This window comes from Marisediminicola senii (genome assembly GCF_011057645.1).
GTDB classification, from domain to species: Bacteria; Actinomycetota; Actinomycetes; order Actinomycetales; family Microbacteriaceae; genus Marisediminicola; species Marisediminicola senii.
Map to the genome: position 1 here is coordinate 1 of NZ_JAALGE010000011.1, position 14,047 is coordinate 14,047.

Below are 14,047 nucleotides of genomic sequence, written 5' to 3' on the forward strand. Positions count from 1 at the left end.
CCGCCCGCGGCCCCCACCCCGACCCACCCCCCCCCCCCGAGGTAGTCCCCCCCCCCCGGCCCGGGGCGCCCCCGCCCCTTCCCCCCCCGGCCACCGCCCCGGGCCGCCCCCCGGCCCCCCCCCCCCCCCCCCCCCCCCCCCCGGCACCGGGCCCGCGGGCACGACGGTAGGCTTGCCCGGTGCTGTCACTGGTGGTGTTGATCTCCGGCGGGGGAACCAATCTCCGCTCCCTGCTCGACGCCGCAGAAGACGCCGAATACCCGGCCCGCATCGTCGCCATCGGCTCCGACCGCGACGCCGAGGGCCTCGCCAACGCCGAGGCGTTCGGCATCCCCAGCTTCGTCGTGCCGTTCTCGAGCTTCGCCGACCGCGACGCATGGGGTGCAGAGCTGCTGCGCGAGATCGCGACCTGGACCCCCGACCTGGTGATCCTCAGCGGCTTCATGCGCCTGCTGCCCCCCGGCGTCGTCGACGCCCTGGCGCCTCGCCTCATCAACACGCACCCGGCCTACCTGCCCGAGTTCCCTGGGGCACACGGCGTGCGCGACGCGATGGCGGCCGGGGTCACCCAGACCGGCGCGAGCGTCATCGTCGTCGACAACGGCGTCGACAGCGGCCCGATCATCTCGCAGCGGCGCGTTCCGGTGCTGCCGGGCGACACCGAGCACCGACTCCACGACCGCATCAAACTCGTCGAACGCGAACTGCTCGTGCAGGCCGTGCTCGACATCGCCAACGGAACCGTCAATCTCGAGGAGCTATCGCACACATGAGCGGCCCACAGCACGACCCGTCCGATTACCGAGAGCGCGACGTCGTTCCCATCCGTCGCGCGCTCGTGTCGGTCAGCGACAAGACCGGGCTGCTCGAGCTCGCCTCCGCCCTCGCCGGCGCGGGGGTCGAGATCGTGTCGACCGGCTCGACCGCCAAGACGATCGCGGATGCCGGGCACCCCGTCACCCAGGTGAGCGACGTCACCGGGTTCGCCGAGGCCCTCGATGGGCGGGTCAAGACCCTGCACCCGTCCATCCACGCGGGCATCCTCGCCGACCTGCGCCTCGCCGACCACGAGGCCCAGCTTGCCGACCTCGGCATCGCCCCGTTCGAACTCGTCGTCGTGAACCTGTACCCGTTCGTCGAGACCGTGGCCAGCGGTGCCACCGCAGACGAGGCCGTCGAGCAGATCGACATCGGCGGACCGGCCATGGTGCGCGCATCGGCCAAGAACCACGCCAACGTCGCGATCGTCGTCTCGCCGTCGAACTACCCCGCACTCGTCGGCGCACTCGCCGCGGGCGGCACCACCCTCGCGCAACGCCAGCGCCTCGCCGGTAAGGCGTTCGCGCACACCGCCGCCTACGACAGGGCCGTCGCCGGCTTCTTCGCCATCAGCGTCGGACGACCGGATGCCACAGCCCCCGACAGCACCCGGGCCGCCGCCACCGGTACCGACGACGCGGCCCCGGCGTTCCCCGCCGCGGTCTCCCTCGACTTCGACCTCGCCCAGGTACTGCGCTACGGGGAGAACTCGCACCAGGCCGCCGCCCTCTACACGACCGCAGCCCACGGCATCGCGCAGGCCGTGCAGCTGCACGGCAAGGAGATGTCGTACAACAACTACGTCGACGCCGACGGCGCAGTGCGCGCCGCCTACGACTTCACCGAACCGGCCGTCGCCATCATCAAGCACGCCCAGCCGTGCGGCATCGCCATCGCCCCGGAGAACGGCGCAGCCGACAGCATCGCCTCGGCGCACCACCGCGCGCACCTGTGCGACCCGATCTCCGCCTTCGGTGGCGTGGTCGCTGCCAACCGCACTGTCACCCTCGCGATGGCCGAGCAGGTCAAGGACATCTTCACCGAGGTCGTCGTCGCCCCCGGGTTCGAACCGGCCGCCCTCGAGCTGCTGCGCACCAAGAAGAACCTGCGCCTGCTGCAGCTGCCCGACGGCTACCGTCGCGATGCCCGCGAGTTCCGCCAGGTCTCCGGCGGGCTGCTCGTGCAGCAGCCGGACACCTTCGACGACTTCTCCTCGGCCGACTGGCGCCTGGTCGCCGGCCCTGAGGTGGATGCCGCCACGCGCGCCGACCTCGAATTCGCCTGGCGTGCGGTGCGCGCCGTCAAGTCGAACGCCATCCTGCTCGCAAGTTTCGGGGCGTCGGTCGGCGTCGGCATGGGGCAGGTCAACCGGGTGGACTCGTGCCGCCTCGCCGTGAGCCGCGCGGGGGATCGCGCCGCGGGGTCGGTCGCGGCATCCGACGCATTCTTCCCCTTCGCCGACGGGCTCGGGATCCTGCTCGACGCGGGCGTCACGGCAGTCGCCCAGCCGGGCGGGTCGCTGCGCGACGCCGAAGTGATCGAGGCTGCCGCCGCGGCCGGGGTCAGCATGTACTTTACTGGTGAGCGCCACTTCTACCACTGAGCGAGAGCGGCACTGCCGGGCGGGCGGAACCGCCCGGCGCGGTCCGGAACCGCCGGGCGGGCGGAACCGCCCGGCGCGGCGCGGTGTTGCCACGCGGGCTCGATCGACATAGCCTGTAAGGCTGCCCACGGTGCCTCATCCCGATAGGCGCAGCGACAACCCCAACCGCCACACGGGATAACCCGGCCCCGCCGAGCCCGCACTCGCAAGGACCCATCGTGCCCCGCCGCCCCGCCGCAAAGAAGAAGCCAGGAACCATCGCGTCGCTCGCGCGGCTGTACCCCTACGTGAAGCCCGCGTTGCCGCGCATCGCGCTCGGCATGGGGGCGGCCCTCACCGCGGCGGTGGTCGCACTGGTCATCCCGCAGGTGCTGCGCACCCTCGTCGACGGTCCGCTGCAGGACGGCGACGCCAGCGAGATCTGGTGGCCGGTCGCCCTCGTGCTCGCCCTCGGCATCCTCGAGGCCGTGATGGTCTGGCTGCGCCGCTGGTTCGTGCTGCAGCCGGGCACCCACATCGAGGCCGCCATGCGCAATTCGCTGTACCGGCAGCTGCAGGACCTGCCGGTGAGCTTCCACGACCGCTGGCCGAGCGGGCAGCTGCTGTCGCGCGCCATGAGCGACCTCAACCAGATCCGCCGGTGGATGTCGTTCGGCCTCGTGCTGCTCCTCGTCAACGTCGCCACCATCGTGATCGGGTTCTTCTTCCTCGTCAGCATCAATTGGATGCTGGGGCTCCTGTTCGTGGTGTGCTCGATCCCCCTGTGGGTGTACGGCTACGTCTTCGAGCAGAAGTACTCGCTCGTGTCTCGCCGCAGCCAGGACCAGTCGGGCGACCTCGCCACCACCGTCGAAGAATCGGTGCACGGCATCCGGGTGCTCAAGGCATTCGGGCGCGGCAAGTACGCCCTGAAGAACTTCGCCAGCCAGGCCGAGAGCCTGCGCGGAACCGAGATCGAGAAGGCCCGCGCGATCGCCAGCATCTGGCTGTGGCTGCTGCTCGTTCCCGACGTGACGCTCGCGCTGTGCCTGCTCGGCGGGGTGTGGCTGACCGCCGACGGACAGCTGTCGGTCGGAGAGCTCGTCGCGTTCTTCGCCACGGCGACCGTGCTGCGCTGGCCCGTCGAATCGATCGGGTTCCTGCTGTCGATGACGTTCGACGCCCGCACCGCGGTCGACCGGCACTTCGAGGTCATGGACGAGGTCAACACCATCACCGACCCCGCGGAGCCGGAGTCCATCGTGCGCCCCGAGGGGCGACTCGCCTTTCACGACGTGCACTTTCGCTACCCCGACTCGCCCGCACAGTTCGCCGACCTGCTCGACGGCATCGACCTCGAGCTCGAACCGGGCGAGACCATGGCGCTCGTCGGCCTCACCGGCTCCGGCAAGTCGACCCTCACCGCGCTGCCCACCCGCCTGTACGACGTGACCGGGGGGTCGATCACCCTCGACGGCGTCGACGTGCGCGACCTGCGCCGCGACGACCTGCGCAGCCACATCGCGATGGCATTCGAGGATGCGACGCTGTTCTCGGCCTCCGTGCGCGAGAACGTACTCCTCGGCCGGCCGTCGGCGACCGACGCCGAGCTCGCCGAAGCCCTCGAGATCGCGCAGGCCGGCTTCGTGCACGACCTGCCGGACGGCGTCGACACCACCGTGGGGGAGGAGGGGCTGAGCCTCTCCGGCGGGCAGCGCCAGCGGCTCGCCCTCGCGCGGGCCGTCGCCGCGCGGCCGAACGTGCTCGTGCTCGACGACCCGCTCTCCGCGCTCGACGTGGACACCGAAGCGCTGGTCGAAGCCGCGCTGCGCCGGGTACTGGCATCCACCACCGCCCTCATCGTCGCGCACCGGCCATCGACCGTGATGCTCGCCGACCGGGTCGCACTGCTCAAGCAGGGCAGGGTGACCGCCGTCGGGCGGCACTCCGAGCTGCTGGCGACCAACGACCACTACCGGTTCGTCATCTCGAGCCTCGAAGACGAAGAAGAGCGCGAACGAAAGGAGGCGATCTCATGAGCGTGCACGGAGTACAGGGCGAAGAGCGCGGCGACTACACGAAGGCCGAGAGCCGGCAGATCCGGCAGCGTTCGCTGCGCCTGCTCGGATCGCTACTGAGCCCGCTGGTCAGGCGGGTCGTCCTCACCGGCGTCGTCGTGGTGATCAGCACTGCCGCGCAGGTCGCCGGCCCCGCCCTCATCGCGATCGGCATCGACCGCGGGCTGCCCGCCCTCATCGACGGCGACGCGCTGCCGATCGCGCTCGTCGTCGCCGCCTACCTCTTCACCGGCATCATCGGCGCGGTGCTCATCGCCTGGTATACCGTGCTCTCCGCGCGCATCAGCCAGGCCGTGCTCATCGACCTGCGCAAGCGGGTCTTCCTGCACACCCAGAAGCTCAGCCTCGAGTTCCACGAGAGCTACACCTCCGGGCGCATCATCGCAAGGCAGACCAGCGACCTCGACGCCATCCGCGAACTGCTCGACTCCGGGGTCAACCAACTCGTGCAGGGCGCGCTGTACATGGCGTTCATCGCGATAGCCATGTTCGCGCTCGACTGGCGCAGCGGCCTCATCCTGTTCGCGTTCCTCATCCCGCTCGGAGTGCTGACCCGGTGGTTCCAGGTCAACTCGCAGCGCGGGTTCCGCCTGACCCGCGTCGCCTCCGCCCGCCTCATCGTGCAGTTCGTCGAGACCATGACCGGCATCCGCGCGGTCAAGGCGTTCCGCAAGGAGGCGCGCAACGAGGAGGAGTACGCCGAGCTCGTCGAGTCGTACCGGGCGTCGAACGGACGCGTCATCCGCCTGTTCGGCATCTTCGACCCCGGGCTCATCCTCATCGGTAACGTCGCGCTCGCCGCGATGCTGCTGCTCGGCGGCCTGCGGGTGGCCGGCGGTTCCCTCGAGATCGGGGTACTGCTCGGCGTGCTGCTCTACACGCGGCAGTTCTTCTTTCCCGCGCAGGAGATCGCGATGTTCTACAACTCCTACCAGTCCGCCGCCGCGGCGCTCGAGAAGGTGTCCGGGGTGCTCGAGGAGCGCCCCGGCGTCGCCGACCCGGTCGCCCCGGTCGACCTGTGGGAGGCGAAGGGCGACGTCAGGTTCGACGGCGTCGAATTCGCCTACACCGAGGATCGCGTCATCCTGCCGCGCTTCGACCTCGAGATCGCGGCCGGGCAGGTGATCGCCCTGGTCGGGTCGACCGGCGCGGGCAAGTCCACCCTCGCCAAGCTGATCTCGCGGTTCTACGACCCGAGCTCTGGGGCGGTCGAGCTCGACGGCGTCGACCTGCGCGACCTGCACCCGAAGGACCTGCGCCGCGCCATCGTGATGGTCACGCAGGAGGCGTACCTGTTCTCCGGCACTGTCAGCGAGAACATCGCCCTCGGCAAGCCGGATGCCAGCCACGACGAGATCGTGCAGGCGGCCATGGCGGTCGGGGCGCACGAGTTCATCCAGGCGCTGCCCGACGGGTACGACACCGACGTCAACAAGCGCGGCGGGCGGGTGTCGGCCGGCCAGCGGCAGCTCATCTCGTTCGCCAGGGCGTTCCTCGCCGACCCCGCCGTGCTCATCCTCGACGAGGCGACCGCGTCGCTCGACATCCCGAGCGAGCGCCTCGTGCAGGAGGGCCTGACCACCCTGCTCGCGCGCCGCACCGCCGTGATCATCGCGCACCGGCTGTCGACGGTGGCCATCGCCGACCGGGTGCTCGTGATGGAGCACGGGCGCATCGTCGAAGACGGCACCCCGCGCGACCTCATCGCCGGCACCGGACGCTTCGCCCAGCTGCACGCGGCGTGGCGCGAGTCGCTGGTCTGACCGCCGCGGCGCGCGACATTCGCTACAACGAACGATTGCGGCGTATCGCGGTGCCCTTTACGGTATTGCGGGAAACAGAGGTCGGGAAAGACGCCTACCCCAGCCCGGGTCCCTAACCCGCCTAGCCGGGAGCCGCGCTGGCGCGGACGCATCGAGCACCGCGATGCGTCCGCGATGGGCGTCCCGCACGCGGGTCACGCACGCGGGTCACGGCGTCTGGCGGTCACCGCACCCGGCCGGTCACCGCACCCTGGCGGCGGCGAGGTCCACTCGCACGGCACCATCGGCACCCGTCGTGAGCGGCGTGCCATCGGCCGTGAGCAGCTCGATGGCCCTGGCCTCGTGGCCGGCCGCCGGAAGTCCGGATGAACGGATGACGCGCCACCACGCCACCTCCGACCCGAAGCGGGCCATCACCTGCCCGACGGCCCGGGGTGCGCGCGACCCGATGGCGGCGGCCACGTCGCCGTAGGTCATCACCATGCCGGCGGGGATGCTCTCGACCACATCGAGCACCCGTGACGCGAAGTCGTCGGCTGCGGGTTCTGACACGGGAGTGCCGGGTGGCCGGTGCCCTACAGGTCCATCGATCCGATGTGCTCGCCGTACTGGGTCTGCCCGACCACGGTGAATCCCACCCGGAGGAAGAACGCCTCCGGCCCGTCGTCTCCGGGTTCCCAGATCACGGTGAGCTGCGTGAACTGGCGCTTGCGGGCCTCGTCTGCGGTGGACTCGACGGCGAACCGACCGACCCCACGCCCCTGCGCGTCTGCGGCCACGTTCATGCGCCAGATGCAGCTGCGAAACTCCGGCTCCTGCGCGTCGTAGTCGAAGTTCGCCATCAGAAAAGCGACCACCTCGTCGTCTTCATCGACGACGACGCGCGACCAGTTCGTGCTCGGGTCGATGAACGGGCTCGCCATCGAGTACGACACCGGGGCGATGAACTGCTCCTGGCCGGGTTTGAGCGTGAGGGTGTTCGCGGCGACGATGTTCTTGGCCGACAGCTCTTCCAGTCTCAACTCAGGCATGAACACAGGCTATCGGCGAATCGCGTGCCCCGGATAGTCCGCCGGTCGGGGGACAAATGTATCTCGATGTCGAGATACTTCTGCGAACCGGTAAGCTGATCCGCGGCCCGGCAGTTACTGAACCAAGGAGACTCAATGTCGAAAATCAAGGTAGAAGGAACCGTCGTCGAGCTCGATGGCGACGAGATGACGCGCATCATCTGGCAGGCGATCAAGGACACCCTCATCCACCCGTACCTCGACATCGACCTCGAGTACTACGACCTGGGCATGGAGCACCGCGACGCCACCGACGACCAGGTGACCATCGACGCGGCCCACGCCATCCAGAAGCATGGCGTCGGCGTCAAGTGCGCGACCATCACCCCCGACGAGGCCCGCGTCGAAGAGTTCGGCCTCAAGAAGATGTGGAAGTCGCCCAACGGCACCATCCGCAACATCCTCGGCGGCGTCATCTTTCGCGAGCCCATCATCATCTCGAACATCCCGCGCCTCGTGCCCGGCTGGAACAAGCCGATCATCATCGGCCGCCACGCGTTCGGCGACCAGTACAAGGCCACCGACTTCCGCTTCGAGGGCAAGGGCAAGCTCACCGTCGAGTTCACCCCGGACGACGGTTCCGAGCCGCTCAAGTTCGAGGTGTACCAGTCGCCGGGCGACGGCGTCGCGCAGGTGCAGTACAACCTCGACGAGTCGATCCGTGACTTCGCCCGCGCGAGCCTGAACTACGGTCTCGAGCGCAACTACCCGGTCTACCTGTCGACGAAGAACACCATCCTCAAGGCATACGACGGCCGCTTCAAGGACATCTTCGAGGAGATCTTCGTCGCCGAGTTCAAGGAGCGCTTCGACGCCGCCGGCCTCACCTACGAGCACCGCCTGATCGACGACATGGTCGCATCGGCGATGAAGTGGGAGGGCGGCTACGTCTGGGCCTGCAAGAACTACGACGGCGACGTGCAGAGCGACACCGTTGCCCAGGGCTTCGGCTCGCTCGGCCTGATGACCTCCGTGCTGTCGACGCCCGACGGCAAGGTCGTCGAGGCCGAGGCAGCCCACGGCACGGTCACCCGGCACTTTCGCCAGCACCAGGCCGGAAAGCCCACGTCGACCAACCCGATCGCGTCGATCTACGCCTGGACCCGCGGGCTCGCGCACCGCGGAAAGCTGGACGGCAACCAGGCCCTCATCGACTTCGCCGCGACCCTCGAAGACGTCGTCATCACGACCGTCGAGTCCGGCGCGATGACCAAGGACCTCGCCCTGCTGGTCGGCCCCGACCAGAAGTGGCAGACCACCGAGGAGTTCCTCGACACGCTCGACAAGAACCTCGCCGCGCGCCTCGCCTGAGGACCGCACGACACGCACCACGCACGAGAACGGCCCCGATACATCGCGTATCGGGGCCGTTCCCGTTGTCGCGGGATCTTCGGCAGCGGGGCTCAGTACCCGGCGAAGTAGTCGCGCCGCACCCGGCGAACTCCGACCTGGCGCAGTGACGCGACGCTGTCGGCCACGAAGGCGGGCGACCCCGACGTGTAGGCGACGCGAGCCGCGGCATCCGGCACCCACATGCGCAGGAGCTCGGCAGACAGCGGCCCATCGCCGACCCACTGCCACGCCGCAGGCAGCCCGTCGGGTTCGGTCGGGCAGATCACCAGCACGCGATCCCGCGCGAGCACGTCGCGGTACGGCAGCTCGGCCACCGACGACACGGCATAGACCAGCACCGCGTTGCGGTCGCGCCCGGCGAGCCGGTCGTCGACGAGCTGGCTGACGAATGGCGTGATGCCGATGCCGCCCGCCACGAGCAGCACGGGCCGCGACAGGTCGCGCGGCAGGAGAAAGTCGCCTCCCACCGCGGTCGCCGTGAGCGCGGAGCCCGGCTCGAGCTGTGCCAGAGCGGCCTTGAACGAGCTCGACCGCTCCGGCATGCGCAGCGCGACGGCGAGCTGGTCGGCGTCGGCCGGGGCAGAGGCGATCGTGAACACCCGGCGGCTGCCCCTGGCGTCGCGCCGCCGGTGCGGCACCTCCAGCTCGACGTATTGGCCGGCCCTGAACCGCACGGGCGATCGCGGGCGGAAGCTGAATTCCGACGCGGTCGGGGTCAGCTCGCGCCTGGCGACGAAGTCGAGGCGGATGCCGCGGCGCTGCCCCATCGCGAACGCCACGAGATTGCCGATCACCAGCGCCATCTCGAACGACAGGTACACCGCGCCGACCGCGACCAGGCCCACCGCAGCGAACAGCGCACCGACGATGGCCGCCACCGCGATCTGCTGCCAGCGGCGCGGCGCCATCGTCAGGGGTTCGGTCAGCATGAACCCGGCGAGGAACAGCACCGGGTACGACGTGAACACCGTGCCCACCGCGTCGGCCAGCGGCTGCCCGGTCACCGTGAGTCGCACGAGCAGCAACCCCGCGGCGACCAGCACGAACGTCGCTCCCATCGCGAGCCTGCGCACGCGGTACAGCACGAGCACCGCGCCGGCGAGCACGACCGGCAGCATCGCCGCCGACGCCACCCACCACACCGCGCCGACCAGCTGGGTCAGCCCGACCACCGGCAGCAGGGTGACGACCATCGCCCCGACCGCCGCGGGGTTCATGATGTGTCGGCCGCGCCAGGCGAGCAGGTACTTCGACGCGCCGGCGACGACGCCGGCGAGGGCGAGCGTGCCCAGGTCGACCACCGCGAGCGATGGCCAGAACAGAAAGAACAGCAGCAGGCCGGTGATGATGGATGACTCCAGGTGCGCGTTCGCGCGCATGATCCTGGCCACCAGCACGCTCGCCAGCGCGGTGCTCGCCACCGCGACGACGACGCTGCCCAGCAACTCCAGCGGCTCGTACGGCAGCTGGCCGAGCAGCGACGCCCCCAGCGCCCACACCGCGATCACCGCGAGCACGATGGTGACCAGCCGGTACGAGGTCACCCGCCCGATCACGGTGTCGATCCACCCCGTCACGGTCGTTCTCGTGCCCAGCCCCGTAGTCGTGCTCATGCGAACACCTCCCCGTCGAAACCCGCCGACGATTGCACCTCGCCGGAGCGAAGCATCCGTACCCATTCGAAGTCGAAGCGGTCGGCCAACCCTGCCGGGTCGGCGAAGAACAGCGCGGTCGCCAGGCCGTCGGCCACCAGGCCGGTGGGGGCCGCCGCCCAGGTGGCGATGACCGCATCGGTGGGCAGGCCGGTGATCGCGTCGATCATGTGGTGCGCTCCCGGCCACGCGCGCCGGGTCGTCGCCGAGGCGCACAGCGCACCGTCTCCGAGGGTGGCGACCCCGATCGCCTTGCGCGCGTCTCGCGGGTCCTCGAGGGCGACCCGCAGCGCCCGCCCACCGCGGTGCACGATGTCGCCGCTCGCGTCGATGGTGAACGAGTGGATGCCGGCGTCCGCGAGCACCCCGCCGACGAGGTCGACCAGGTACCCCTTGCCCGCCGCGCCGACGTCGACCACGACGGGCCCGACGGTCTCGAGCGCGCTGCCGTCCCAGGCGATCGCGTCGTCCCAGCGCGGAACGGGGTCGATCACCGATGCCGCGCGCAGCGAGTACGCGCTGTCGTAGCCCCACTGCTCGAGGGCGCGACCGACCAGTGGGCTCACCGCGCCGGCGGTGCAGTCGTAGAGGTCGCGGTACAGCGCGAACAGCGCCGGCGCGTCATCCGGGAACTCGAACCGGCCACCCGCACCCGTAGCGATGCGGTGCACCAGCGAATCGTCGCGAAACCGCGACCAGGTGCGGTCGAACGCGTCGACCCGCCGCGCGACGGCACCGGTGACGCCGTCGCCGAGGGGGTCGACGGTGTCGATCTGCCAGCGCGTGCCGATCGCGTCGAAGACGTGGCTAGGCGAGGGCGTCTGCCTTGATCTGCTCGATCGCGGCGTTGAAGCCGTCGCTGGTGAGGGAGGAGCCGGCGACCTTGTCGACCGCGAGTTCGTCGATGTCGACGCCCTCCACCTCGGCGGCGATGCCGTCGATGAACTCGCCCTGGTAGCGCTGTGCGGTGCTGTCGGTGGCGTTGCCGGTCACGGTGACCGTGTCGATGGCGTCACCGGCGAGGGTCACCTCGACCTCGATGGATTCGGTGCCACCCGGCGTCTGGTACTCGCCGGTGGCCGTGTAGTCGCCGTCGGCGTACGGCTCGGACGCGGTCGACCCGCCGGTTGCGGCATCCGCCCCCGTCGACCCGCCCGCAGACTCGGCGGGCGTCGGGGCGCACCCGGCCAGGGTGGCGGCGAGCGACAGCCCGCCGAGGGCGATGGCGGCAGTTCTGCGGTGGGTCACGATGTCTCCGGGGTTCGGTGGGCACGCGCGTGGCGCAGCGCTTCGACCATCCTGCCGGGGTGCGATTAGGAATTGCCTGCATGGGCCCGATGCGTCGCCCATGCGTTCCCCTGCCACGGCCTGTGCGTGCCCCACCGGCGCTGGGGCGGCCTCAGCGGAAGACGATCGTGCGTGCCCCACTGGAGGCCGGTGCGCACCTCAGCGGAAGATGATCGTGCGTGCCCCACTGGAGGCCGGTGCGCACCTCAGCGGAAGATGATCGTGCGTGCCCCGTCGAGCAGCACCCGGTTCTCGGCGAACCACTTCACGGCCTGGGTGAGGGTGCGCGACTCCTCGTCCTGCCCGATCGCCACGAGCTCGGCCGGCGTGCGCGAATGGTCGACCCGCACCACGTTCTGCTCGATGATGGGCCCCTCGTCGAGGTCGGCGGTCACGAAGTGTGCGGTGGCGCCGATCAGCTTGACGCCGCGGGCGTGCGCCTGGCGATACGGATTGGCGCCCTTGAATCCGGGCAGGAACGAGTGGTGGATGTTGATGATGCGCCCGCCGAGTTCGGCGCACAGCTCGGGGGAGAGGATCTGCATGTAGCGGGCCAGCACCACCAGCTCGATGTCGTGCTCCCTGACGGCGTCGACGATGCGGCGCTCGAACGCCGCCTTCTCGTCTGGCGAGGTGATCGCGTGCGCCTCGAACGGCACGGAGTAGAACTCCGCGAGCGGCGCCAGGGTGTCGTGGTTGCTCAGCACCTGCGGAATGACCACGGGCAGCTGCCCGGCGCGCTGCCGGAAGAGCATGTCGTTGAGGCAGTGCGCCGCGGTGCTCACGAGCACGAGGGTGCGCAGCGGGCGCCCGACGACGTCGAGCCGCCAGGTCATGTCGTAGGTGTCGGCGACGGGGGCGATCGCGGCCTCGAACCCGGCGCGCGAGGCCGACGACTCGACCTGCAGGCGCATGAAGAACCGCCCGGTGTCGTCGCTCGAGAACTGCTGCGATTCGGTGATGTTGCCACCCGCGCTGACGATCGCGCCACTGGTCGCGTGCACGATCCCCGGCCGGTCGTCGCACACGATGGTCAACACCCAGTGGGTGGCGTTGTCGGCTGGCACGGTGTCAAGAGTATGGCCTGCGGTAGCCTGTGATGGATGCCACAGCAACCGTGTCATCCCGCGGGCGGCGTCACGACCCACTCTCCATGTGGAAGATCTCATTCCTATGACCGTGCCCTCTGCCTCGTCGTCCCGAGCACAGCCGGGGGAGGCGCCACCCTTTCCGTGGGTCGGCCTGCTGATCCTCTCCGGCGCGATCTTCGTCTGCGTGACGAGCGAGTTCCTGCCGACCGGCCTGCTGCCCGACCTCGCGGAGGGGCTCGGGGTCACCCAGGCCCAGGTCGGCCTGCTGGTCACCGTGTATGCGGGCACCGTGGTGCTCAGCGCGCCGCTGCTCACGGCCCTCACCCGGCGTTTTCCGCGCAAGGGCCTCGTCGTCGTGGTGCTCAGCGTCTTCGCGGTGAGCAACATCATCGTCGCCGTCGCGCCGACCTTCGCCGTCGTCGTGCTGGCGCGCGTGCTCGGCGGTCTCGCCCACGGGCTGTTCTGGGCCGTCGTCGGGGCGTACGCCAGTTATCTGGTGCCCAAGGCGCAACTCGCCCGGGCGGTCGCCGTGACCAGCGCGGGGGCGACCACGGCGTTCGTGCTCGGCGTGCCGCTCGGCACCGCCCTCGGCCACGCGCTCGGCTGGCAGCTCGCCTTCGTGGTGATGGCGGTGGCCATCATCATCCTCATCGTGCTGGTACTCCTCTTTCTACCGCCGGTCCGCCACGTCACCGACCTGCGCACCGGAGAGATCGCCCTGCCTGGCCGCAAGGACCCCTCGGTGTTCGGCGTCGCGGTGCTGTGCGCGATCGTCGCCGTCATCATGGTCGGCCAGAACCTGTTCTATACCTACATCGTTCCGTACTACACCGACGTCAGCGGGTTCGGTGACGACAGCGTCGCCATCCTGCTGTTCGTGTACGGCGGCGCCGGCGCGATCGGCCTCGTGCTGGTCGGTGTGGTCGGTGCCCGCTACCCCAAGGCGAGCCTCATCGGCAGCTTCTCGATGGTCGCGATCGCCGTCGCGGTGATGGGCTTCTTCCCCCAGCAGACCTGGGTCGTCATCGGGGCCCTCATCGTGTGGGGTATCGCGTTCGGCGGCGGGCCGGCCCTGCTGCAGACCCGCATGCTGCACACCGCATCCGTGCGCATCCGTGACATCGCCTCGGCGTGGTTCACCGTCGCGTTCAACGTCGGCATCGGTGGCGGCGCGTTCATCGGCGGCCTGATCTTCAGCGGCTACGGGCTCGGGGTACTGCCGTTCGTGGAGGCCGCGGTGGTCGCGGCGGGCGTCATCCTCATCGTCGTCACCGATCGCGTGATGCACCGCAGGCACCTCGCCGCGGCAGCCCGCGCGCACTGATGACGGCGGCCCGCAGCATCCACTAGCT

At 70.0% G+C, this 14,047-nt stretch carries 12 protein-coding genes; 6 read left to right on the forward strand and 6 right to left on the reverse strand.

Annotated elements, in window-relative coordinates; translation table 11 throughout:
• Positions 1-179: 179 nt before the first annotated feature.
• The 4 genes from purN to G5S38_RS05905 all read left to right on the forward strand — a co-directional run bounded on the left by purN (position 180) and on the right by G5S38_RS05905 (position 6,242).
• Positions 180-773, forward strand: a complete 594-nt coding sequence (purN, locus tag G5S38_RS05890) for a phosphoribosylglycinamide formyltransferase (RefSeq protein WP_165065772.1) — start codon at positions 180-182, stop codon at positions 771-773.
• Positions 770-2,422, forward strand: coding sequence for a bifunctional phosphoribosylaminoimidazolecarboxamide formyltransferase/IMP cyclohydrolase (purH, locus tag G5S38_RS05895; RefSeq protein WP_165065775.1), 1,653 nt, complete (start codon positions 770-772; stop codon positions 2,420-2,422). The genes purN and purH overlap by 4 nt, the downstream gene beginning before the upstream one ends.
• Positions 2,423-2,742: 320 nt before the next feature.
• The gene (locus G5S38_RS05900) at positions 2,743-4,440 is read left to right on the forward strand and encodes an ABC transporter ATP-binding protein (RefSeq protein WP_165065922.1); all 1,698 of its coding nucleotides are present in this window, start codon (positions 2,743-2,745) and stop codon (positions 4,438-4,440) included.
• Entirely contained in the window at positions 4,437-6,242 is a 1,806-nt protein-coding gene (locus G5S38_RS05905; protein ID WP_165065777.1) for an ABC transporter ATP-binding protein, read from the forward strand. The genes G5S38_RS05900 and G5S38_RS05905 overlap by 4 nt, the downstream gene beginning before the upstream one ends.
• A 240-nt stretch (positions 6,243-6,482) precedes the next feature.
• On the opposite strand, the gene G5S38_RS05910 is transcribed toward G5S38_RS05905, so the two are convergent.
• Complete coding sequence (locus G5S38_RS05910) at positions 6,483-6,794, reverse strand: MGMT family protein (protein ID WP_235928929.1); 312 nt, start codon at positions 6,792-6,794, stop codon at positions 6,483-6,485.
• 23 nt (positions 6,795-6,817) lie between these two features.
• Positions 6,818-7,273, reverse strand: coding sequence for a GNAT family N-acetyltransferase (locus G5S38_RS05915; RefSeq protein WP_165065780.1), 456 nt, complete (start codon positions 7,271-7,273; stop codon positions 6,818-6,820).
• A gap of 135 nt (positions 7,274-7,408) precedes the next feature.
• Between G5S38_RS05915 and G5S38_RS05920 the strand changes: the two genes are divergently transcribed.
• On the forward strand, positions 7,409-8,623 hold the full coding sequence (locus tag G5S38_RS05920; RefSeq protein ID WP_165065783.1) for an NADP-dependent isocitrate dehydrogenase: 1,215 nt from the start codon (positions 7,409-7,411) through the stop codon (positions 8,621-8,623).
• 92 nt (positions 8,624-8,715) lie between these two features.
• Here the strand turns inward: G5S38_RS05920 and G5S38_RS05925 are convergent, their stop codons facing one another.
• The 4 genes from G5S38_RS05925 to purU form a co-directional block, all read right to left on the reverse strand.
• Positions 8,716-10,278, reverse strand: coding sequence for an FAD-dependent oxidoreductase (locus G5S38_RS05925; RefSeq protein WP_165065786.1), 1,563 nt, complete (start codon positions 10,276-10,278; stop codon positions 8,716-8,718).
• Positions 10,275-11,108, reverse strand: a complete 834-nt coding sequence (locus tag G5S38_RS05930; RefSeq protein WP_165065927.1) for an FAD:protein FMN transferase — start codon at positions 11,106-11,108, stop codon at positions 10,275-10,277. Before G5S38_RS05930 ends, G5S38_RS05925 begins: the two co-directional genes overlap by 4 nt.
• A gap of 16 nt (positions 11,109-11,124) precedes the next feature.
• Entirely contained in the window at positions 11,125-11,565 is a 441-nt protein-coding gene (locus G5S38_RS05935; RefSeq protein ID WP_235928930.1) for an FMN-binding protein, read from the reverse strand.
• A gap of 245 nt (positions 11,566-11,810) precedes the next feature.
• Entirely contained in the window at positions 11,811-12,728 is a 918-nt protein-coding gene (gene purU / locus G5S38_RS05940; RefSeq protein WP_165065933.1) for a formyltetrahydrofolate deformylase, read from the reverse strand.
• 49 nt (positions 12,729-12,777) lie between these two features.
• Here purU and G5S38_RS05945 point away from each other — a divergent pair, with 49 nt between their 5' ends.
• A complete protein-coding gene (locus G5S38_RS05945; protein ID WP_165065788.1) occupies positions 12,778-14,019 on the forward strand; it encodes an MFS transporter in 1,242 nt (413 codons plus the stop codon).
• Positions 14,020-14,047: the final 28 nt, after the last annotated feature.